General features: G+C 73.4%; 18 protein-coding genes and 2 pseudogenes. 12 read left to right on the top strand and 8 right to left on the bottom strand.

Annotated features, from left to right (window positions below; translation table 11 throughout):
- Window positions 1-38: 38 nt before the first annotated feature.
- Window positions 39-1,010 (top strand): GlxA family transcriptional regulator, encoded by a 972-nt coding sequence (locus ABB07_RS03265; protein ID WP_425264676.1) that lies wholly within the window; start codon window positions 39-41, stop codon window positions 1,008-1,010.
- A gap of 10 nt (window positions 1,011-1,020) precedes the next feature.
- On the opposite strand, the gene ABB07_RS03260 is transcribed toward ABB07_RS03265, so the two are convergent.
- Window positions 1,021-2,646: an amidohydrolase gene (locus ABB07_RS03260; protein WP_208897134.1), complete on the bottom strand. Its 1,626-nt coding sequence runs from the start codon at window positions 2,644-2,646 to the stop codon at window positions 1,021-1,023.
- A gap of 18 nt (window positions 2,647-2,664) precedes the next feature.
- Window positions 2,665-4,167 (bottom strand): APC family permease, encoded by a 1,503-nt coding sequence (locus tag ABB07_RS03255; protein ID WP_208897133.1) that lies wholly within the window; start codon window positions 4,165-4,167, stop codon window positions 2,665-2,667.
- A gap of 133 nt (window positions 4,168-4,300) precedes the next feature.
- Here ABB07_RS03255 and ABB07_RS03250 point away from each other — a divergent pair, with 133 nt between their 5' ends.
- Both ABB07_RS03250 and ABB07_RS03245 read left to right on the top strand, forming a co-directional pair.
- Window positions 4,301-5,068 (top strand): TetR/AcrR family transcriptional regulator, encoded by a 768-nt coding sequence (locus ABB07_RS03250; protein ID WP_208897132.1) that lies wholly within the window; start codon window positions 4,301-4,303, stop codon window positions 5,066-5,068.
- A complete protein-coding gene (locus tag ABB07_RS03245; RefSeq protein ID WP_208897131.1) occupies window positions 5,065-5,529 on the top strand; it encodes a pyridoxamine 5'-phosphate oxidase family protein in 465 nt (154 codons plus the stop codon). Before ABB07_RS03250 ends, ABB07_RS03245 begins: the two co-directional genes overlap by 4 nt.
- 39 nt (window positions 5,530-5,568) lie before the next feature.
- Here the strand turns inward: ABB07_RS03245 and ABB07_RS03240 are convergent, their stop codons facing one another.
- Entirely contained in the window at window positions 5,569-5,874 is a 306-nt protein-coding gene (locus ABB07_RS03240; protein WP_208897130.1) for a DUF4235 domain-containing protein, read from the bottom strand.
- Between the two features lie 96 nt (window positions 5,875-5,970).
- Between ABB07_RS03240 and ABB07_RS03235 the strand changes: the two genes are divergently transcribed.
- The gene (locus ABB07_RS03235; protein ID WP_208897129.1) at window positions 5,971-6,999 is read left to right on the top strand and encodes a cation diffusion facilitator family transporter; all 1,029 of its coding nucleotides are present in this window, start codon (window positions 5,971-5,973) and stop codon (window positions 6,997-6,999) included.
- Between the two features lie 88 nt (window positions 7,000-7,087).
- On the opposite strand, the gene ABB07_RS03230 is transcribed toward ABB07_RS03235, so the two are convergent.
- Entirely contained in the window at window positions 7,088-7,537 is a 450-nt protein-coding gene (locus ABB07_RS03230; RefSeq protein WP_208897128.1) for a nitroreductase family deazaflavin-dependent oxidoreductase, read from the bottom strand.
- Between the two features lie 191 nt (window positions 7,538-7,728).
- Between ABB07_RS03230 and ABB07_RS03225 the strand changes: the two genes are divergently transcribed.
- The 3 genes from ABB07_RS03225 to ABB07_RS03215 all read left to right on the top strand — a co-directional run bounded on the left by ABB07_RS03225 (window position 7,729) and on the right by ABB07_RS03215 (window position 9,643).
- On the top strand, window positions 7,729-8,046 hold the full coding sequence (locus tag ABB07_RS03225) for a hypothetical protein (protein WP_208897127.1): 318 nt from the start codon (window positions 7,729-7,731) through the stop codon (window positions 8,044-8,046).
- A 166-nt stretch (window positions 8,047-8,212) separates the two neighbouring features.
- Window positions 8,213-9,442, top strand: a complete 1,230-nt coding sequence (locus ABB07_RS03220; RefSeq protein WP_208897126.1) for a cytochrome P450 — start codon at window positions 8,213-8,215, stop codon at window positions 9,440-9,442.
- A 12-nt stretch (window positions 9,443-9,454) separates the two neighbouring features.
- A complete protein-coding gene (locus ABB07_RS03215) occupies window positions 9,455-9,643 on the top strand; it encodes a ferredoxin (RefSeq protein WP_055706699.1) in 189 nt (62 codons plus the stop codon).
- Here ABB07_RS03215 and ABB07_RS03210 read toward each other — a convergent pair.
- On the bottom strand, window positions 9,630-10,214 hold the full coding sequence (locus ABB07_RS03210) for a TetR/AcrR family transcriptional regulator (RefSeq protein WP_208903256.1): 585 nt from the start codon (window positions 10,212-10,214) through the stop codon (window positions 9,630-9,632). The genes ABB07_RS03215 and ABB07_RS03210 overlap by 14 nt on opposite strands.
- Window positions 10,215-10,361: 147 nt before the next feature.
- On the opposite strand from ABB07_RS03210, the gene ABB07_RS03205 reads away from it, so the two are divergent.
- On the top strand, window positions 10,362-10,820 hold the full coding sequence (locus ABB07_RS03205) for a nuclear transport factor 2 family protein (protein ID WP_208897125.1): 459 nt from the start codon (window positions 10,362-10,364) through the stop codon (window positions 10,818-10,820).
- Window positions 10,821-10,845: 25 nt separating this feature from the next.
- A complete protein-coding gene (locus ABB07_RS03200; protein ID WP_208897124.1) occupies window positions 10,846-11,370 on the top strand; it encodes a flavoprotein in 525 nt (174 codons plus the stop codon).
- Here the strand turns inward: ABB07_RS03200 and ABB07_RS03195 are convergent.
- A complete protein-coding gene (locus ABB07_RS03195; protein ID WP_244189200.1) occupies window positions 11,367-12,218 on the bottom strand; it encodes a hypothetical protein in 852 nt (283 codons plus the stop codon). The two genes, ABB07_RS03200 and ABB07_RS03195, sit on opposite strands and share 4 nt — an antisense overlap.
- A gap of 309 nt (window positions 12,219-12,527) precedes the next feature.
- Between ABB07_RS03195 and ABB07_RS03190 the strand changes: the two genes are divergently transcribed.
- The gene (locus tag ABB07_RS03190) at window positions 12,528-13,496 is read left to right on the top strand and encodes an aldo/keto reductase (RefSeq protein WP_208897123.1); all 969 of its coding nucleotides are present in this window, start codon (window positions 12,528-12,530) and stop codon (window positions 13,494-13,496) included.
- 12 nt (window positions 13,497-13,508) lie between these two features.
- Here ABB07_RS03190 and ABB07_RS03185 read toward each other — a convergent pair.
- Window positions 13,509-14,312: pseudogene (locus tag ABB07_RS03185) on the bottom strand (phytanoyl-CoA dioxygenase family protein).
- A 74-nt stretch (window positions 14,313-14,386) separates the two neighbouring features.
- Between ABB07_RS03185 and ABB07_RS03180 the strand changes: the two are divergent.
- Together ABB07_RS03180 and ABB07_RS03175 are read left to right on the top strand one after the other, a co-directional pair.
- Window positions 14,387-15,301, top strand: a complete 915-nt coding sequence (locus ABB07_RS03180; RefSeq protein WP_208897122.1) for an AraC family transcriptional regulator — start codon at window positions 14,387-14,389, stop codon at window positions 15,299-15,301.
- Between the two features lie 281 nt (window positions 15,302-15,582).
- Window positions 15,583-17,781: pseudogene (locus ABB07_RS03175) on the top strand (RICIN domain-containing protein); the annotation flags it as partial.
- A 220-nt stretch (window positions 17,782-18,001) separates the two neighbouring features.
- Here the strand turns inward: ABB07_RS03175 and ABB07_RS03170 are convergent.
- On the bottom strand, window positions 18,002-18,493 hold the full coding sequence (locus ABB07_RS03170) for a universal stress protein (protein ID WP_208897121.1): 492 nt from the start codon (window positions 18,491-18,493) through the stop codon (window positions 18,002-18,004).
- Between the last annotated feature and the right edge of the window lie 2 nt (window positions 18,494-18,495).

The raw sequence follows: 18,495 nt of genomic DNA, 5'->3' as shown, positions 1-18,495 counted from the left end.
GAAATGGCATGATTGCCAAGCTTCGATAGGATCGTGCCATGGCCGACATGCAGCTGCTCAACCGACGCCCGGAGCGGGTGGTCGTCCTGGCCCTCGACGGCGCCTACCCCTTCGAGCTGGGCATCCCCAGCCGCATCCTCGGCGCCGCCGACGGTCACTACGAGGTGCTGACCTGCACGGTCGACGGCCGCCCGGTGCGCACCAGCGCCGACTTCACGGTCGGCGTCGCCCACGGTCCGGAGGTCCTCGAAACGGCGGACACGGTGGTGGTGACCTCGATGCCGCCCGAATACATCCCCGTCGGGCTGCCGGACGAGGTCTCCGCGGCCCTCGCCCGCATCCGCCCGGACGCCCGGATCGTCTCGATCTGCACGGCCGCGTTCGTGCTCGCCGAGGCGGGCCTGCTCGACGGCCGCCGCGCCACCACCCACTGGCAGGTGGCCGACCACTTCCGCCGCCGCTTCCCGCAGGTCGACCTCGACCCGGACGTCCTGTTCGTCGACGACGGCCGCGTCCTCACCTCCGCCGGAGCCGCCTCCGGCGTGGACATCTGCCTGCACATCGTCCGCACCGACCACGGCAGCGAGCTGGCCAACTCCGTCGCCCGCCGCTGTGTCGTCCCGCCGTTCCGGGACGGGGGCCAGGCCCAGTACATCGAGCAGCCCGTCCCCGTCAGCGGCGCGGCGAGCACGGCCGCGACCCGTACCTGGGCCCTGGAGCGCCTGGACGAGCCGCTCACCCTGTCCGACCTCGCCGGCCACGCCCGGATGAGCCTGCGCACCTTCGCCCGCCGCTTCAACGACGAGGTCGGTCTCAGCCCCGGCCGCTGGCTGATCCAGCAGCGCGTCGCCCGCGCCCGGCACCTGCTGGAGTCCAGCGACCTGCCGGTGGACCGGATCGCCGCCGAGGTGGGCTTCGCCACCGGTGCCTCGCTGCGCCAGCACCTGCACGCGGCGATCGGCGTGTCCCCGCAGGCCTACCGGCGGACGTTCCAGCAGGCGGCCCGCTGAACGCGCCGGATCACTCCGCGCCGTACACCCGCTCACCCCCCACGTAGGTGAGCGCCACGCCCGTCTCCGCGATCGCCTCCGGCGGCCCGGCGAAGGGATCGCGGTCCAGCACCACCAGATCCGCGAGCGCGCCGACGGCCACCCGGCCGGTGCCGTCCAGATGGTTCACGTACGCGGACCCGGCCGTGTACGCCGTCAGCGCGTCCGCGAGGCCGAGCCGCTCCTCGGGCAGGAACACCGGGCCGCTGCCGCCCGGCTCGACCCGGTTGACCGCGACATGGACGCCCTGGAGCGGATCGGGACTGCTCACCGGCCAGTCGCTGCCCGCCGCGAGCCGGGCCCCCGAGCGCAGCAGCGCGCCGAACGGGTACTGCCGGGCGGCCCGTTCGGGCCCGAGGAAGGGGATCGTCAGCTCGTCCATCTGCGGCTCGTGCGCGGCCCACAGCGGCTGGATGTTCGCGGTGGCGCCGAGCCGGGCGAACCGGGGCACGTCGTCCGGGTGCACGACCTGGAGGTGTGCCAGATGCGGCCGGGTGTCGCTCGGCCCGTTCGCGGCGCGGGCCGCCTCGACCGCGTCCAGCGCGTCGCGTACGGCCCGGTCGCCCAGCGCGTGGAAGTGGCACTGGAAACCGAGGGCGTCCAACTCCGTGACGTACTTGGGTAGTTGCCCCGGATCGATGAAGCTCTTGCCGCGGTTGGCGGTCGCGCACCCGCAGCGGTCCAGATAGGGATCCAGCAACGCGGCCGTACCGTTCTCGGCGACCCCGTCCAGCATCAGCTTCACCGTACCGGCACGGAACCGTCCGTGGCTCAACTCGGCGCGCTTCTCCACCAGTTCGGGGATCTGCTCGGCGCCGCGTTCCCGGTCCCACCACAGCGCGCCCCGCACCCGGGCGGTGAGCGAGCCGTCCCGCGCCGCCGTACGGTACGCCTCGGCCGGGTCGTCCATGCCGAGGAAGTCGCCGACCAGCGCGTCCTGCCAGGCGGTGATGCCGAGCGCGTGCAGATGCCGCTGGGCGTGCAGCAGCGCGGCCAGCCGGTCGGCCGGTGTGGCGGGCGGGGTGAGCCGGCCCACCAGCTGCATCGCGCCCTCCTGCAGCGTGCCGCTCGGCTCCCCGGCGGCGTCCCGCTCGATCCGCCCGTCGGCCGGGTCGGGCGTGTCCCGGCCGATGCCCGCCAGCTCGAGCGCCCGGCTGTTGACCCAGGCCCCGTGGTGGTCGCGGTTGGGCAGGTACACCGGCCGGTCCGGTACCACCGCGTCCAGCAGTTCCTTCGTCGGCGTACCACCGGCGAACGCCTCCATCGACCAGCCCCCGCCGAGGATCCACTCCCGCTCCGGGTGGGCCTCGGAGTACGCCCGTACGGCGGCCAGGGTCTCCTCGGCCGTCGCCCGGCCCGACAGATCGCACTGGGCCAGCTCCAGGCCCGCCGGTACCGGATGGACATGGGCGTCCTGGAAGCCGGGCAGCAGCAGCCGTCCCGCGAGGTCGACCACCTCCGTGCGCGGCCCGGCGAGTTCCCGCAGCTCGTCGTGTCCGACGGCGGTGATCCGGTCCCCGGTGACGGCCACGGCGGTGGCCGTACGGCCGTCCGGGGTGAGGACGGGGCCGCCGGTGAAGAGGAGATCAGCGTGCATGATGCTCTTCCTGTCAGGTCAGTTGGAGGTGGTCAGCAGCGCGGGCGAGTCGGCGTCGGTGCCCGCCCCGGTGCGGAAGTACGGCGACCTGCGCACCCATCTGGCCCAGGCGGCCACCGCGAACCCGGACACGATCATCGCGACCGGCATCAGCAGCAGGAACCAGCCGTTGTCCGCGCGGAGTTCGAGATGGTCGGCGGAGGTGTAGAAGGACCAGCCGAGATAGCCGCCGAGGCCCAGCAGGACCAGCGCGCTGAGCGCGGGCAGCAGCACCGCCCGCACGCCCTGCCGCCAGTCCTCCCGCAGCAGCGAACGGAAGCGCACGGCGGCCGCCAGCGCGGTGAGCGCGTAGGACAGGGCGACCACGATGCCGACCGCGTTCACGATCGCGTCGATCATGTCGGCGAGCCGCGGGATCACCAGCGCACCCGCCGCCACCACCACGGCCAGTGCCCCGATCAGCAGCGTCCCGGCCGCCGGAGTCCCGTACCGGGCACTCACCCTGGACCACACCGGCCCGAGGGTACGGTCCCGGCTCATCGCGAACATCCCGCGCGCCGTCGGGATGACCCCGGCCTGCAGCGAGGCCACCGCCGAGAACATCAGGGCGACGAGCGGCAGCGCGGCCAGTGGCTGATCCGCCAGCCGGTCGCCGTAGTACGCGAGCCCCTGCGCGCCATGACCGGCCAACTCGCCCTGCGACAGCACCCGTTGGAAGGCGACCGAGCCGAGCAGGAACAGTCCGAGCATCGTCACCAGGGTGATGGTCCCGGCCCGGGAGGCGTCCTGGGGGTCCCGCACCTCCTCGTTGACGGTGAACGCCGCCTCGAACCCCCAGTAGCAGAACACCGACAGCAGCAGGCCCTGCGCCAGCGCGGTCGCCGAGGGGATCGCGAACGGGTCGAACCAGGAGAGGCTGAAGGAGTGCGGTCCGGTCACGATGCCGTAGCCGCAGAAGCCGAGCAGGACCACGTACTCGAAGACCAGCAGCCCGGACTGCAGCCGGGCCGCGGTGCGGACACCGGTCACGGCGGTCAGGGTGACGGCGGCCAGGACGACGATCCCGACCGCCGTGGTCTGCGCGGTCGAGCCCGGGTCGAGACCGAGCGAGCCGATCCGGTGCAGCCCGGCCTCACCGGCGAGCTGCAGCAGCGCCGAACCGGTCACCGCCGTCGTGTAGGCGAGGAACGCCACGCTCGCCACGACGTTCACCCAGCCCACCATGAAACCGAGCCAGGGGCTGAGCGAACGGCCCACCCACACATAGCCGTTGCCCGCGTTCGGCTCCACCCGGTTCAGCCGCGAGTAGGCCCCGGCGATCCCCAGGACGGGCAGGAACGCCAGCAGCATGATGGCCGGCAGATGCGGGCCGACCACGCCCGCGGTCACGCCGAGCCCGATGCCGATGCTGGTCGTGGCGGCCGTACTGGAGGCGGCGACGGCCACGCCGTCCACCACGCTCAGGGACCTGCGCAGTTCATGCCGCGCAGGGGGATCGACGCCGAGAGGTCTGTCGCTCATGGCCGGTTCTCCGCTCGCACCGCGGGGCCCCGGACGGCCCCGGTGACCGGAAATGAAACTGCCGGGGCACTTAACAGGTCAACGGTGTTGTCATAAGGTGCCGGGCACACGGGCACACCCCAGGGAGGCCTCCATGACCGACCGTGTCGTCCCGCCCGCCGCCCGGCAGCGCCGCCGCCCCACCAAACAGGGCGTGGTGCTGTCCGAGGAACGGATCGTGGAGACCGCCCTCCGGCTGATCGAGGAGCACGGCGCCGACGCGCTGTCGGTACGCCGCCTCGGCCGGGCCCTCGGCGCCGACCCCAGCTCCCTCTACCGGTACTTCCGGCACACCGACGACCTGATGCTGGCCATCGCCGACGAGCTGATCGGCCGTACCCTGCGGACCTGGCGGCCGAGCGGCGACTGGGTGGCCGACCTGCGCGATCTGGGCCTGCGCATGCACGCCGGGGCGCTCGCGCACCCCCGTGCGGCGATGCTCAGCGCCCACCGGGTCACCGGGCGCGCCCATGAGATCCAGGCCGTGGAGAGCGTCCTCGGCGTGCTGCGCGAGGCCGGATTCCCGGACCCGGAGGCCGTGGGGATCTACCACGCGTTCGTCGACCAGGCCCTCGCCTTCGGCGCCCTGGACTCCGCGGGCACCGCGCTGCCCCGGGCCGCGCGCGAGGCAGAGGCGGACGTGTGGCGGAGCATCTACGGCCGGCTGCCCGCCGAGACCCACCCGCACATCGCGGCCACCGTCCCCCATCTCGTCGTCAGCATGCGCTCCAGCTCCTACCCGGCCGCCCTGGACCTGCTGCTGACGGCCGCCCGGACACGCCTTGATCACATTCGTGCGGGGAGCGGGGGCCGGCGGCCACACTGGACGGGATCCGGATCCCGAGGAGGCCGTACGCCATGACCCCACCGCCCGCCCGCACCGCCGCAGAGCGCAAGAAGGACACCCTCCACCGGCTGGAGAACGACGTCGACGTGTGGGTCGCCACCGCCGGACCCGACGGCGCCGCCCCCTACCTCGTGCCGCTGTCCTTCGTGTGGGACGGCGCCACCCTGCTGATCGCCACCCCGGCCGACAGCCCCACCGGCCGCAACCTCGTCGCCACCGGCCGGACCCGCCTCGGCCTCGGCCCGACCCGGGACGTCGTCGTGATCGAGGGCACCGTCCAGTCGGTGACCCCGGAGGACCTCCCCGAGGAGGACGCCGAGGTCTTCGCCGGCAAGACCGGCTTCGACCCCCGCCAACTCGCCACCCGCTACCTGTACTTCAGGGTCCTTCCCCAGCGCGTCCAGGCATGGCGCGAGGAGAACGAACTGAGGGGGAGGGAGCTGATGCGCGAGGGGGAGTGGCTCGTGGACGACTGAAGCGTCCCGTACGGGCGCGGGGCTGGGCCGGTGTGCGGCTCAATCCCCCTCCCCCTCCTCGGAGGCCACCGGCCACACCCCCGTGGACCGGGCGATCGCCTTCGCCCCCGCACGGTCCACCGCGCTCTTCACCACCGCGAAGATCGCCCCCTGCACGGCCGAGGCCAGCAGAATCTCCCCCCACCCCCGGTCCTGGTCCAGCGCGTCCGGGGCCTCCTCCTCGTGCCGCAGCGCCATCCACGCCTTCCGGAAGGCGACACCGGCCAGTGCGCCGCCCGTCCAGCTGAGCAGGAAACCGATGGGCTGGTAGACGAAGGGAAGCTTCTTCTTCTTTGTCTTGGCCATGTGTCACTTCTTCCTCGCCGGCCGGCCCTCATGCGGGCCGGTTCCCGGGGGCCACCCGTTCGCACCGCGTTCCCCGTTTTCCGCCGTGCGCACGGTGTGATCCGCCCGCGCCCGGGCAGTCGGCGTTACGTGAGCGGGACATCCTCCCCACAGAGTCGCGGGACGCCGGGCAGGGGCTCCGGGGCCGACCGGCACACCAGGGTCACCGTGCTGGTGGCGCTCGCCGCCAACCTGGTGATCGCCGTGGCCAAGGCCGTCGGCGGTGTCCTGGCCGGTTCGCCCGCGCTGCTGTCCGAGGCCGCGCACTCCGTCGCCGACAGCTTCAACGAGGTGTTCCTGCTGGCCGCGCTGCGCCGCAGCCGCCGCCCCGCGGACGCACGGCACCCCTTCGGCTACGGCAAGGAACGCTTCTTCTGGTCGCTCCTCGCCGCCGTCGGCATCTTCGTCATGGGCGGCTGCTTCTCCTTCTTCCAGGGCGCCGAGGCACTGCGCCAGGGCACCACGGAGACGTTCAGCGGCTATGTCGCGGGCCTGAGCGTGCTGGGCGTGGCCCTTCTCGCCGAGGGCGTCTCGCTGCTGCGGGCCCTGCACCAGGCGCGCCGGCAGGGCGGTCTCGGCTCACTGGGCGACCCGGCGCTGCGCACGGTGATCGCCGAGGACGGCACGGCGGTGCTCGGCGTGACGCTCGCCCTCGCCGGGATGGCCCTGCACCTGGTGACCGGGCAGGTCGCCTGGGAGGCGTCCGCCTCGCTGGCGATCGGCGTCCTGCTGGTGTACGTGGCCTACCGGCTCGGCCGTGACGCCCGCGACCTGCTCATCGGCGAGGCCGCCGATCCGGAGCTGAGCGGCAGGATCCGCTCGCTGCTGCGGGCACAGCCGGAGATCGACAGCGTGGAGGCGCTGTTCACGATGAAGATGGGCCTCGACGCCACCCTGGTGGCCGCCCGTATCGACCTGGTGCCGGGTCTGGAGAGCGAGCGGGTGGAGGAGGTCGCCGTACGCATCAAACGGTCGCTGGCCCGGACGTTCCCCGAGGCCGACCAGATCTTCCTGGACGTGACCGACCGGCCGGCGGGCGAGGCACGGGAGAGCCCCGCCGCGACGGGGGAACGCGGCGGGGCCTGACGCACGGGTGCCCGCCGCCGGGCGGGTTCACACCTGGCCGGCGCGGATTTTTCTGAATCCCGCCGTTACCCGGCGCGAAGGGCTCCCCTCAGTCCTCGTCGAGGGGTTCCAGCACGAAGACCGGGATCTCCCGCGAGGTCTTCTTCTGGTAGTCGGCGTACGGCGGGTACGCGGCGACGGCGCGCTCCCACCACCGTGCCTTCTCCTCGCCGGTGACCTCACGGGCCCTCATGTCCCGCTTGACCGGCCCGTCCTGCAGCTCGACATGCGGGTCGGAGGTGATGTTGAAGTACCACACCGGGTGCTTGGGCGCGCCGCCCTGGGAGGCGACCACCGCGTACGTCCCCTCGTGCTCCACCCGCATCAGCGGCGTCTTGCGGATCTTTCCGCTCCTCGCGCCCCGGCTGGTCAGCACGACGACCGGCATACCGGTGTCCAGCAGCGTGGTGCCCTTCGTCCCGCCGGAGCTCTCGTAGAGCTCGACCTGCTCGCGCACCCACTGCGTCGGGCTGGGCTCGTACTCGCCCTCAAGAGGCATGGGATCCGTCCCCTTCGTCGGTCCAACGGCTGTCTGCCACCGGCATTCAACACCGGCGACCCCACGAATCATCCGTACTGCGGTCCGCTTGTGCCGGCGGGGTGATGACCTCTGGGCCAATCGCGCTGCGGCCGTGCGGGTGGTTCCGCGATCCCGTCCCGACCGCGGCCCGTACGGGAAGTTGCCCCACCATGACGACCGGCCACGCCCAGTCCACCCGCGCCGCCGCCCACTACCGGGAGCCGACCGCGCACCACGTGCCGGAGCGGGTGGACACGAGCGTCGACAGGATCCTGGTCGACGTGAGGACGCGGTCGTGCTCGGCGTCATCCGGCGGACGGCGGCACCGACCCGCCGCGCCTGCACCGACCCGCCGCGCCTGCACCGCGCGCTTCGCCCCGCACCTGACCGTGCGGGGCGGTCCGGTCGTGCGCGACCATGTGTACGAGGACGGTCTCGCCGCCGCGCGGGCCTGCGCCCCGTCCGGCGAGAGCGTCCGGCCGCCGTGACCGGCGGACCCGTGCCGCACCGCGGCCGGAATCCGCCCCCGCGACCGCTCGGCTTCGGCCAGATCCCCGGCGTCACCGAACTGGCCGAACTTGCCGTCGCCTCATAGGTGCCCGAGGCATCTAATGAAGATCGGCACGACGCACTCCTTCGTCTGCGAGGTCTTCCATGACGGAACTGACGGACAGCACCGGACCGGCGAACCCGGCCGATCCCGTCGCCTTCCCGCAGGACCGCTCCTGCCCCTACCATCCGCCCACCGGATACGAGCCGCTGCGCGACGGGCGATCCCTGTCCCGCGTCACGCTGTTCGACGGCCGCGAGGTCTGGGCGGTCACCGCCCACGCCACCGCCCGCGCCCTGCTCGCCGACCCCCGCCTGTCCAGCGACCGCCGCCGCCCCGGCTTCCCCATCCCCGCGGAGCGGTTCGCCGGCGTCCGCGACCGCCGGGTGGCCCTGCTCGGCGTGGACGATCCCGAACACCAGCGCCAGCGGCGGATGATGATCCCGTCGTTCACCGTCAGACGCGCGACCGAGCTGCGGCCGTGGATCCAGCGGACCGTGGACGGGCTGCTGGACGCGATGATCGCCCAGGGACCGCCCGCCGACCTGGTCTCCGCCTTCGCCCTGCCCGTGCCGTCGATGGTGATCTGCGGGCTGCTCGGAGTGCCGTACCGCGACCACGAGTTCTTCGAGGAGCAGTCCCGCAGGCTGCTGCGCGGACCGCGGGCGGCCGACTCCGTGCAGGCCCGTGCCCGGCTGGAGGAGTACCTCGGCGGGCTCATCGACGCCAAGGCGAAGCAGGCCGAGGCCGGCGACGGCGTTCTCGACGACCTCGTCCACCACCGGCTGCGGGACGGCACGGTGGACCGCGCCGAACTCGTGGCGCTGGCCCTCATCCTGCTGGTCGCGGGCCACGAGACGACGGCCAACATGATCTCCCTGGGCACCTTCACCCTGCTCCGGCACCCCGACCGGCTGGCCGAGCTGCGCGCAGACCCGGCGCTGCTGCCCGCCGCCGTGGAGGAGCTGATGCGGATGCTGTCCATCGCGGAGGGGCTGGCGCGGGTGGCGCTGGAGGACATCGAGATCGCCGGCACCACCATCCGGGCCGGCGAGGGCGTGCTCTTCTCGACCTCGGTGATCAACCGCGATCCGGTCCTCTACGACGACCCCGACACCCTGGACTTCCACCGGCCCACCCGCCACCACGTGGCGTTCGGCTTCGGCATTCACCAGTGCCTGGGACAGAACCTGGCCCGCGCGGAGCTGGAGATCGCCCTGGGCGGCCTGCTGGCCCGGCTGCCGGGGCTGCGCCTCGCGGTCCCGGCCGAGGAGGTCCCCTTCAAGCGCGGCGACACGATCCAGGGGATGCTGGAACTCCCCGTGACCTGGTAAGAGGCTCTGCTCATGCACATCGACATCGACAAGGACGTCTGTATCGGGGCCGGCCAGTGCGCGCTGGCGGCACCGGGCGTCTTCACCCAGGACGACGACGGCTACAGCACCCTGCTGCCCGGGCGGGAGGACGGCGCGGGCGACCCGATGGTCCGGGAGGCGGCCCGCGCCTGCCCGGTGAGCGCGATCAGGCTGTCCTAGGACGGCCGGCCCCGCCCGGACCGGCGGCCGCCAGCAGGGTCCGCGCCGCCTCGCGGGCCTCGGCCGCCGGCCGGGTGGTCCCCGTGATGCCGGCCGTCACCATCGCCCCCTCGGCGAGCAGGAAGAGGGGGCCGGTGAGCGCGGCGGGCAGGCCGGCGTCCGCCACGAGCGAGGCGAGGTAGTCCCGGAACGCCTCCTTGTGGGCGCGCACCTGCTCGGCGACCAGGGCGGAGGTGGCGCCCAGCTCGCCGTAGGCGTTGATCCAGGCGCAGCCACGGAAGCCGCCCTCGCCGAACCACCCCTCCAGCCAGTCGAACACGGCCGGGATCCGCTCCCGCGGGTCCCGCTGCCGCTCCACGTGCTCCGCGAGGCGCCCGCGCCAGCGCGCGTCCCGCCGTGCCAGGTAGGCCGCGACCAGCTGCTCCTTGGCGGGGAAGAGCTGGTAGAGGCGCTTGAGCGAGACTCCTGAGGCGCCGCGCAGTTCGTCCATGCCCACGGACTGCACGCCCCGGGCGTAGAACAGCTCCTCGGCGGCGTCGAGCGCCCTGTCCCGGGCGGCCGCGCTGTCCATCGGCGACACCATGCCTCCCCATGCCTCCTCGACGAGGTCGTCGACCTGCTCCTGGCGCGCCCTTTGACGGAGAACGAGCGTTCTCCTACCGTAGCAGCGCACCCGGAGAACGCTCGTTCTCCGGGCTGCCGAACCAAGGAGGAGACCATGGCCGACCGTCCGCCCCTGCCGCCGTTCACCCGCGAGAGCGCCGCGCAGAAGGTCCAGGCCGCCGAGGACGCCTGGAACACCCGCGACCCGCACAAGGTGGCGCTCGCCTACTCCGAGGACTCCGTCTGGCGCAACCGCGACACCTTCGTCACCGGCCGCGCCGAGATCGTCGCGTTCCTCACCGCCAAGTGGCGGCGCGAGCTGGACTACGCGCTGCGCAAGGACCTGTGGGCCTTCGACGGCAACCGCATCGCCGTCCGCTTCCAGTACGAGTGCCACGACGCCGACGGGCAGTGGTGGCGCTCCTACGGCAACGAACTGTGGGAGTTCGACGAGCACGGCCTGATGACCCGGCGGGAGGCCGGCATCAACGACGTACCCATCGAGCAGCGGCAGCGCCGCATCCACGGCCCGCGCCCCGAGGCCGAGCGAGGGCGGTCCTTCCCGGTCCGGTAGCGATTTCGTTCAGTAGGGTTCCCGGATGACCGAACAGGCCGAGAAGCCCTTCCTCTACGTCGTCGTCTGCGCGGCCGGGACCGCCGCGGGTGTCAGCAAACTGATCGGTGCCGCCCAGGAACGGAACTGGGAGGTCGGCGTCATCGCCACTCCGGTCGCCATGAGCGGCTTCTTCGACAGCGAGGCCGTGCGGGCACAGACGGGCCGGCCCGTCAGATCGGCCTGGCGCACACCGGCGGAACCCCGCCCCTTCCCGCCGCCGGATGCCGTCGTGGTGGCCCCCGCCACCTTCAACACCGTCAACAAATGGGCGGCCGGCATCGCCGACACCCTCGCGCTCGGCACCCTGTGCGAGGCGGCGGGCCTGGGCATACCGGTCGCCGTCCTGCCCTGCGTCGCCGACGCGCTGGCCGCCCATCCCGCCTACCGGGACAGCCTGGAACGGCTGCGCGGGATGGGCGTCCGCTTCGGCGACCGGTACACCGGTGAGGTCCTGCCCGACGGCGGCCGTCCCGACCTCGCCTGGGAACAGGCACTGGACCTGATCTAGCGGCAGGTCAGCGTCGGCCCCGCCAGCATGTTCCCGGTGAACATGTCCTGGCCCTTGGGCACCCAGTAGCCGAGCTTCGACACCACCGTGGAGCACTTCGCCCCGACCGTGAAGCGGACCTTCAGCGTCTCCGGGTGGCCGGGCTGCAGCTCCGTGACCGTGCAGTCCAGGGAGTGCGCCAGCCGGGTCTTCGACGGGTACCGCCCCACCAGCGGGTTGACGCAGCGCTTGTCGGCCGTGCTGATCCGCAGACCGGTGCCCGCCTGGCCGATCATCCCCAGCCGCGCGTTGCCGTCACCCTCGGCGCTGTCCCGGCGGATCGTGTAGGTCACGGTGGTCGTGGCGTTGCGGCGCAGCACGGCGTTGTCGACGGTGACGGAGTGCGTCGCCTTCGCCTTGGGCGCGGTCAGCGCCACGGTGGCCTGCAGCGTGCCCTTCAGGTCGACACCGGCGGGCGTGGACCGCACCCGGACGGTGGCGCTGATGTCGTAGGTGCCCGGACCCGGGTACAGGCCCGAACCGGGCAGCGTTCCGGTGCCCAGCGTCTTGCCCGACCGGGTGACCTTCCAGGTGCCTTCGGTGCGGCAGGCGTAGCGGACCCGGGTGCGGCCGACCCGGCAGGTGGCCGGGGCCGTGATGTTGAACCTCGGCGAGCCGGTGTCCGCGCACAGGTTCACGTCGGCCTGCTCGCCGTGCGCACCGCGCAGCGTGCCGGCGAGCGCGCAGAGCGTGGCCGGGGTCTCCTGCGCCGGTGCGGCGGCGGGTTCTCCCCGGGCGGGGGTGACGAGCGCCAGCGGCAGCAGCGCTGCTCCGGCAAGTGTCCTCAGGGTGGTGGAACGAGTCGGCACCGCGTTTCCTCCGGGGCGGCCGAGACCGGCCGGATGCCGGTCGTCTGCACCGAGGATGAGCCGACAGTACGACGATCATCCGTTTCCCGCGCCGGACGGTCACCTGGGGGCACCAACGCAACGCCCTGAAAGGACGCGTCCAAAGGGGCGCGGGACACCCATGGGACGCGTCCGCCGCATCCCGCGCACACCGGGCGGCGAGCGGCACGTGGCAGGATCGCATCGCCCGCGCGTTCCGGCCGTCCAGCCGCTGCCGGGCCACGCCTTACGCTCGTGGGGACCATCGTCCCGAAGGCAGGAGCAGCAACGATGCAGTACGTGAAGCTCGGTTCGACGGGCCTGGACGTGTCGCGGATCTGTCTGGGCTGCATGACCTACGGCCTGCCCGACCGCGGCGTCCACGAGTGGACCCTCGACGAGGAGGCGTCCCGCCCGCTCATCCGGCAGGCGCTGGAGGCGGGCGTCAACTTCTTCGACACCGCGAACGTCTACTCGGACGGCACCAGCGAGGAGATCGTCGGCAAGGCCCTGCGCGACTTCGCGCACCGCGACGAGATCGTGCTGGCCACCAAGGTGAACGGCCGGATGCGGCCGGGCCCCAACGGCGCCGGACTGTCCCGCAAGGCCGTCATGGCGGAGATCGACCACAGCCTGCGCCGCCTCGGCACCGACTACGTCGACCTCTACCAGATCCACCGCTACGACCACGCGACCCCGGTCGAGGAGACGATGGAGGCGCTGCACGACCTGGTCAAGGCGGGCAAGGTCCGCTACATCGGGGCGAGTTCCATGTACGCCTGGGAGTTCTCCAAGCTGCAGTACACGGCGGAGCGGCACGGCTGGACGAAGTTCGTGTCCATGCAGAACCACTACAACCTGCTCTACCGCGAGGAGGAGCGGGAGATGCTGCCGCTCTGCGCGGACCAGGGCGTCGGCGTGCTGCCGTGGAGCCCGCTCGCCCGGGGCCGGCTCACCCGGGACTGGGGCACGGTCACCGAGCGCAGCGCGAACGACAACTTCGGCAGCCGCCTGTACCTGGAGAGCGACCGCTCGATCGTCGAGGCCGTCACCCGGATCGCGGACGACCGCGGCGTGCCCCGCGCCCAGGTGGCCCTCGCCTGGCTGCTCCACCAGGACACGGTGGCGGCCCCCGTCGTCGGCGCCGCCAAGCCGCACCACATCGAGGACGCGGTGGCCGCCGTCGAACTGGAGCTGACCGAGAAGGAGATCGAGGAGCTGGAGCAGCCGTACACGCCACGGGCCATCAGCGGTCACTGACCGTCTGCCGGCTCAGTGCGGTCCGCGTGGCGCGAACTCTGTGCCGCACGGCCCCGCCCCCTCGCTCTCCGGCAACCGCACCCGCTCACCCGACATCGTGAGGGTCCGGTAGTACCGCCCGATCCGCTGGGTCGACCGGCCGGCATAGTGCCCGATGAACGAGCGCCGGAACCGGTCGGCCGAGCGGTTGGGCCCGGAGCCGTGCACCAGGCTGCCGTTGAAGAACAGCACGTCCCCCGGTGCCAGATCCACCGGAACCGGGGTCAGCCCGGCCGGAGGCGGCACGTACTCGCGGGCGAACGACAGCTCCTCGTCGGAGTTCGGGGCAGAACAGATCCATCCGGTGGGTGCCGGGGACGACCTGGAGGCCGCCGTTGTCCCGGTCGATCGGCTCGCAGGCCACCCAGGCCGCCACACACGTCCCCGGCTCGACCCGCAGAGAGAAGTTGTCCTGGTGCAGGGCCTGCCCGCGCGCACGCGGCGGCTTGAAGTAGAACATGCTCTGCGCGGCCAGCACCTCCTCGCCGAACAGCACCTCCAGCACCGCCCGCAGCCGGGCGTCCAGCAGAAACTCCCGTGCCTCCGCGCTGACTTCGTGCGGCTGCATCACCGGGTACCGGCGCAGCGGGTCGGGGTCCGCCGGGCGGGGTCGAAGTGGCCCGGCACCGGGCCGGCCGCGTGCAGCGCGGCGAACGCGGCGCACAGCCGCGCGATCTCCTCCCGGCCGAACAGCCGCCGTACGACGACGAATCCGTCCTCCTCGAACCGCTGCCGGACCGCCTCGGGCAGGATGGCGCCATTGTCCGTGACTGTCATGTGTCCGCTCCCAGGAGTCCGGTGGTCAGGTGGTCACTGATCCGTCGCGCTAGGCCGCCGCACCCGACGGGAGGATGCCCGTGCCTGCTGAGGACCTGCCCGTGACGGCTGCCGCCGCCGACCCGTCCCCGCCGCCCGGACCGGTGGTGACCGGCCGCTACGACCAGCCGCCGGGCTACGGCGTCAACCGGCCCCGCGGCTCGGACAGCTGGCAGTTCACCTTCACCCTGGGCGGCAGCGGACTGCTGAGCCAGGGCGCCGCCCGGGCCCGCGCGGGCGCCGGCGATCTGGTGGTGCTGGCTCCGGGCACCGCCCACCGCTACACCGTCGCGCCCGGCGCCGGGAGCCGGCGGTTCTGGTGGACGCACTGCCGGGCCCGCCCGGCCTGGACGGCGTGGCTCGCCCCGTACGCCGTGTCCGACGGCCTGTACGCCGTGCCGTCCGTACCCGGTGTCCTGCACGGCCGGATCGACGCGGCGTTCTTCCGGATGCTCGCCGACGCCCGCGGACCGGCCGAGGACACCCCGCGCGAGGACACCCCGCGCGAGCCGGACCCGGTGGCGGTGGCCCACGGCAGCCCGGCGCGGGAACTGGCCCTGTGCGCGCTGGAGGAGGTGGTGCTGCTCGCCGCCGGCGGTCCCCGGACGCCGGTGCCCGCACCGGACGCCGACGCCCGGGTGCGCCGGGCCGAGGAGCTGATCGCCGCCGACCCCGGCGCCCCGCACACCGTCCGCTCGCTCGCCGAGAGCGTCGTGCTGTCCCCGTCCCGTTTCGCCCACCTGTTCACCCTGCGTACCGGGCGGTCCCCGATGCGGGCGCTGCGCGAGGCCCGGCTGCGGCACGCGGCCCGGCTGCTGGAGGCCACCGACCTCACGGTGGAACGGGTGGCGGCGGCCTCCGGATTCAGCAGTCCCTGCCACTTCAGCCGGGTTTTCCGGGAACACCACGGAGTGCCGCCCGGCGCCTACCGGGCGGGCGAAGGGCGGTAACGGGAAGAAAAGGATTTCCTTGAATCCGTGTCAATGACGAACAGCACCACGGCCGGTGTCGAGAATTGAAAGATCCCTTGTTCCGGCGTGTGCTGCTGTGCGAAAGTGTGCGCTGTCGGCGCGCAGGCTCATCGCATTTCCTCTGTATGCGCCAGGCCGCTCCCCGTACACCCCCCACGCTTCAAAAGAGCCGCCTCAGGTGGACGTTCGAGCAGCCCCACCACCTTCCCATACTGCTTGGTATGGACTAATTTCCGTATCACGTGTGGAGGAATGCAGTCGTGAATGAGGCAGGCCGGTCGGACGAGGAACTCAGTGCCGAGCTGAAGAAGTGGACCGGCGGGACGCCCGCGCTCCATCCCGTGGGCGAACTCCTCGACCGGCACTGGGAAGCGGCCTTCGCCTACGCGCGGTTGTGCACGGACGGGCCGCGGGCCGCGGGCATGCTCACCACCGCCGCCTTCACCCGGCTGTTCGGGGAATCGCTCCGCCAGTCCGGGCCGACCGCCGCCTGGCGGCCCCATGTGCTGGTCGCCGTCCGGCGGATCGCGGCCGAGTGGGACGCCGACGGCCGCCAGGAACTCCTCCACCCGGCGCTGCGGTCCGGCGCGACCGGTGAGCGTGCCGCCGCCCGCCTGCTGCCGCCGCCGGGCCGGCGACTGCTGTCCCGGGCGTTCCAGCGGGTGCCGCAGACCTCCCGTGCCGTGCTGTGGCACACGGAGGTCGAGGCCGAACCGCTCGCCGTACCGGCGGCGCTGCTCGGCCTGGACGAGGAGGACGCCCGCGTCGAGCTCCGCCGGGCCCGGGAGCGGCTGCGCGAGGAGTGCCTCCAGGTCCACCGCGAACTCGCCCCCGAGAACGAGTGCCGGCGCTATCAGCGCATGCTCGACGTGACGTTCCGGCGCGGCGGCGTCGACATCGACCCGGATCTGCGCGAGCACCTGGGCCGGTGCGGCCACTGCAGCCGTACGGCCGACCAACTCGCCACGTTCAACACCGGACTTGGCCTCGCCCTCGCCGAAGCGGTCCTCGGCTGGGGCGCCCAGGCCTACGTCGACTCCCGGGCGAACCGCGCCGAGGAACCGGCCGGACCCGCCCCGCGGCCCGAGACCGTCGCACCCCCGTCCGGCGAGCCCTTCCTGCCCACCGAGCCACCGCACCGGACCGGTTCCGCCGACTCCGCCCAGGGGGGTGGTGCGACCGGGGGCAAGCGCTGGGCCGGCTCCGCCGGGCGCAGGCGCCGCGGGCGCTCCGCCGAGTCCGCGCGTCCGGAGGACTCCGCAGAGTTCACGCCCCGGAACGACGCCGCGGAGACCGCGGGGCGGGACGGCTCCGCCGGGACCACGCCTCAGGGTGCTTCCATTTCCGCCGGGGACAGCCGCGGTGGTTCCACCGGGGGCAAGCGTCCGGGCGGCGTCCCGGGGGCGACGGGCGGAGGCGCCACCGCCGGAGCCCCGCACCGCCGCGCCCTCGCTGCCGACGCCGACACAGCGACGTCCGCCGCGTCCGGTTCCGCTGCTGCCGCCGCCCGGTCCGCCTCCGCCGCCTCCCGTCCCGCTCCCGCCGCCCCGATCGCCTCCCATCCCGCTCCTGCCACCCCGATCGCCTCCGGTCCCGGCCCGTCCGCCTCGGCCGACTTCGCCGGTCCTGGCTCCGCCTTCGCGTCAGCCGACGCCGCCGACCCCGCCGGCCCCCGCGTCGCCGCGTTCGCTGCCGGCTCCGGCTTCGGCTCCCGCTCTGCCCGGCGCTCCGGCGTCGCCGGTGGGTCGGGGGGTGGGGGCGGGGACACCGCCGACTCCGGCCGGTCGGCGCGTCGTGCGGCCCGTACGCGCCGGGCCAAGCGGCGCAATCTGGTCGTGGCCGTCGGGACCGTGAGCGGGCTGGTCGTGCTCCCGCTGGTGTTGTGGTCGGTGCTCGGGTCCGGCGACGGACCGGGTCCGGCCGGAAAGGACGCGTCGTCGCCGGCGCCCGGCAAGGACGCCCCGAGCCCCGGTGCCTCCTGGGCCGGTGCGCACGGGGCGGGGCAGGGCACCCTGCACGGCCGGCTGCACAACCTCGCCTCGGGGCTGTGTGTCGGCGTCGTCGGCAAGAAGGCCGTCGAGGGCGCCGAGACCGGACTCGTCCCCTGCTCCGCGACCCCGAGCCAGGAGTGGACGTACGAGACCGACGGGCTGCTGCGCGACTCCGCCGCGCCCGGCCTGTGCCTGGACTCCCACCTCGGTTACTCGGTCGTCCTCGCCCCCTGCTCGGCCACCGGGAAGGCCGCCAGGAACATCCGCTACGACTTCACCCTCCAGGGCGCCCTGATCCCCCGCTTCGACCAGGACCTGGCCCTCACCCCGGCCGCCACCGACGGCTCCGGCGCGCTCGTCCTCAAGAACCGCGCCCCCGGCGCCGCCCAGCGGTGGAGCCTCGACACCGCCGAACCCGATCTGCAGATGCAGAACGTCAACTGGGACAGCCGCAACTCCCCGTCGCCGAACACCACCCCGAGACCGACGAGCCCCGCGCCCGCCCCGACCAGGAGCACCGAGTCGCCCACCCCGGCGCCCACGGCCTCGAGGTCCGGTCCGGCACCCACGCCGTCCGCCACGTCCGACCCCTGCTCGGCGTACCCGTACTACTGCGGGTGGGGCGGCGGCGGATACGGCAGCGGCGGCGGATACGGAGGCTACGGCGACGGCCGGCACCGCCGCTGACTCAGGGGTGGTGCGGTGGGGGCGGCGGGATCGTGCCCAGCCCCGGCGCCGGTTCCGGCCACACCAGCAGCACCGGGCAGGGCGCGTGGTCGACGGCGAACCGGACCGCCGGGCCGAGGCTCTTCGGCCCGAGCCGGGACCGGTCGCCGTCCCGGGCCAGGACCAGCAGATCGGCGCCCTCGGCGGCGGCCACCACCTCCCGCTCGACCCGCCCCGACCGCTCCTCGCGCGCACAGGGCCGGCCCAGCCGCTCGGCGGCCGCGTCCAGCAGTTCGGCCCCCGAACTCCCGCCAAGTGCCTCCACCCGGTCGCCGGGATCCCTCTCCGGATGCCCCCGGCCGAGCAGCCCCGCGAACGCGCCGTGCGCAAGCCCCGGCACCTCGGGCCCGCTGACGTGCAGCAGCACCACCTCGGCGGTGTCCGGCGCATGCTCGCGGACCGCGTCCACGCAGCCGGGCCAGGTGCCCTCGACGAGCCAGGCGATCACACGCATCC

The sequence above is a fragment of the Streptomyces incarnatus genome (assembly GCF_001027185.1).
GTDB classification, from domain to species: Bacteria; Actinomycetota; Actinomycetes; order Streptomycetales; family Streptomycetaceae; genus Streptomyces; species Streptomyces puniciscabiei.
The sequence above is the reverse complement of the archived record's forward strand: the minus strand, read 5'-3'. Positions and strand labels throughout refer to the sequence as shown.

What these genes read in the sequence shown, in the direction of transcription:
- ABB07_RS03240 (WP_208897130.1), bottom strand. Translation starts at nt 5,874, where the DNA reads ATGGCCAAGACAAAGAAGAAGAAGCTTCCCTTCGTCTACCAGCCCATC.
- ABB07_RS03200 (WP_208897124.1), top strand. Translation starts at nt 10,846, where the DNA reads ATGACCGAACAGGCCGAGAAGCCCTTCCTCTACGTCGTCGTCTGCGCG.
- ABB07_RS03260 (WP_208897134.1), bottom strand. Translation starts at nt 2,646, where the DNA reads ATGCACGCTGATCTCCTCTTCACCGGCGGCCCCGTCCTCACCCCGGAC.
- ABB07_RS03245 (WP_208897131.1), top strand. Translation starts at nt 5,065, where the DNA reads ATGACCCCACCGCCCGCCCGCACCGCCGCAGAGCGCAAGAAGGACACC.
- ABB07_RS03180 (WP_208897122.1), top strand. Translation starts at nt 14,387, where the DNA reads ATGCCCGTGCCTGCTGAGGACCTGCCCGTGACGGCTGCCGCCGCCGAC.
- ABB07_RS03255 (WP_208897133.1), bottom strand. Translation starts at nt 4,167, where the DNA reads ATGAGCGACAGACCTCTCGGCGTCGATCCCCCTGCGCGGCATGAACTG.
- ABB07_RS03265 (WP_425264676.1), top strand. Translation starts at nt 39, where the DNA reads ATGGCCGACATGCAGCTGCTCAACCGACGCCCGGAGCGGGTGGTCGTC.
- ABB07_RS03215 (WP_055706699.1), top strand. Translation starts at nt 9,455, where the DNA reads ATGCACATCGACATCGACAAGGACGTCTGTATCGGGGCCGGCCAGTGC.
- ABB07_RS03230 (WP_208897128.1), bottom strand. Translation starts at nt 7,537, where the DNA reads ATGCCTCTTGAGGGCGAGTACGAGCCCAGCCCGACGCAGTGGGTGCGC.
- ABB07_RS03250 (WP_208897132.1), top strand. Translation starts at nt 4,301, where the DNA reads ATGACCGACCGTGTCGTCCCGCCCGCCGCCCGGCAGCGCCGCCGCCCC.
- ABB07_RS03190 (WP_208897123.1), top strand. Translation starts at nt 12,528, where the DNA reads ATGCAGTACGTGAAGCTCGGTTCGACGGGCCTGGACGTGTCGCGGATC.
- ABB07_RS03210 (WP_208903256.1), bottom strand. Translation starts at nt 10,214, where the DNA reads ATGGACAGCGCGGCCGCCCGGGACAGGGCGCTCGACGCCGCCGAGGAG.
- ABB07_RS03170 (WP_208897121.1), bottom strand. Translation starts at nt 18,493, where the DNA reads ATGCGTGTGATCGCCTGGCTCGTCGAGGGCACCTGGCCCGGCTGCGTG.
- ABB07_RS03205 (WP_208897125.1), top strand. Translation starts at nt 10,362, where the DNA reads ATGGCCGACCGTCCGCCCCTGCCGCCGTTCACCCGCGAGAGCGCCGCG.
- ABB07_RS03225 (WP_208897127.1), top strand. Translation starts at nt 7,729, where the DNA reads ATGACGACCGGCCACGCCCAGTCCACCCGCGCCGCCGCCCACTACCGG.
- ABB07_RS03220 (WP_208897126.1), top strand. Translation starts at nt 8,213, where the DNA reads ATGACGGAACTGACGGACAGCACCGGACCGGCGAACCCGGCCGATCCC.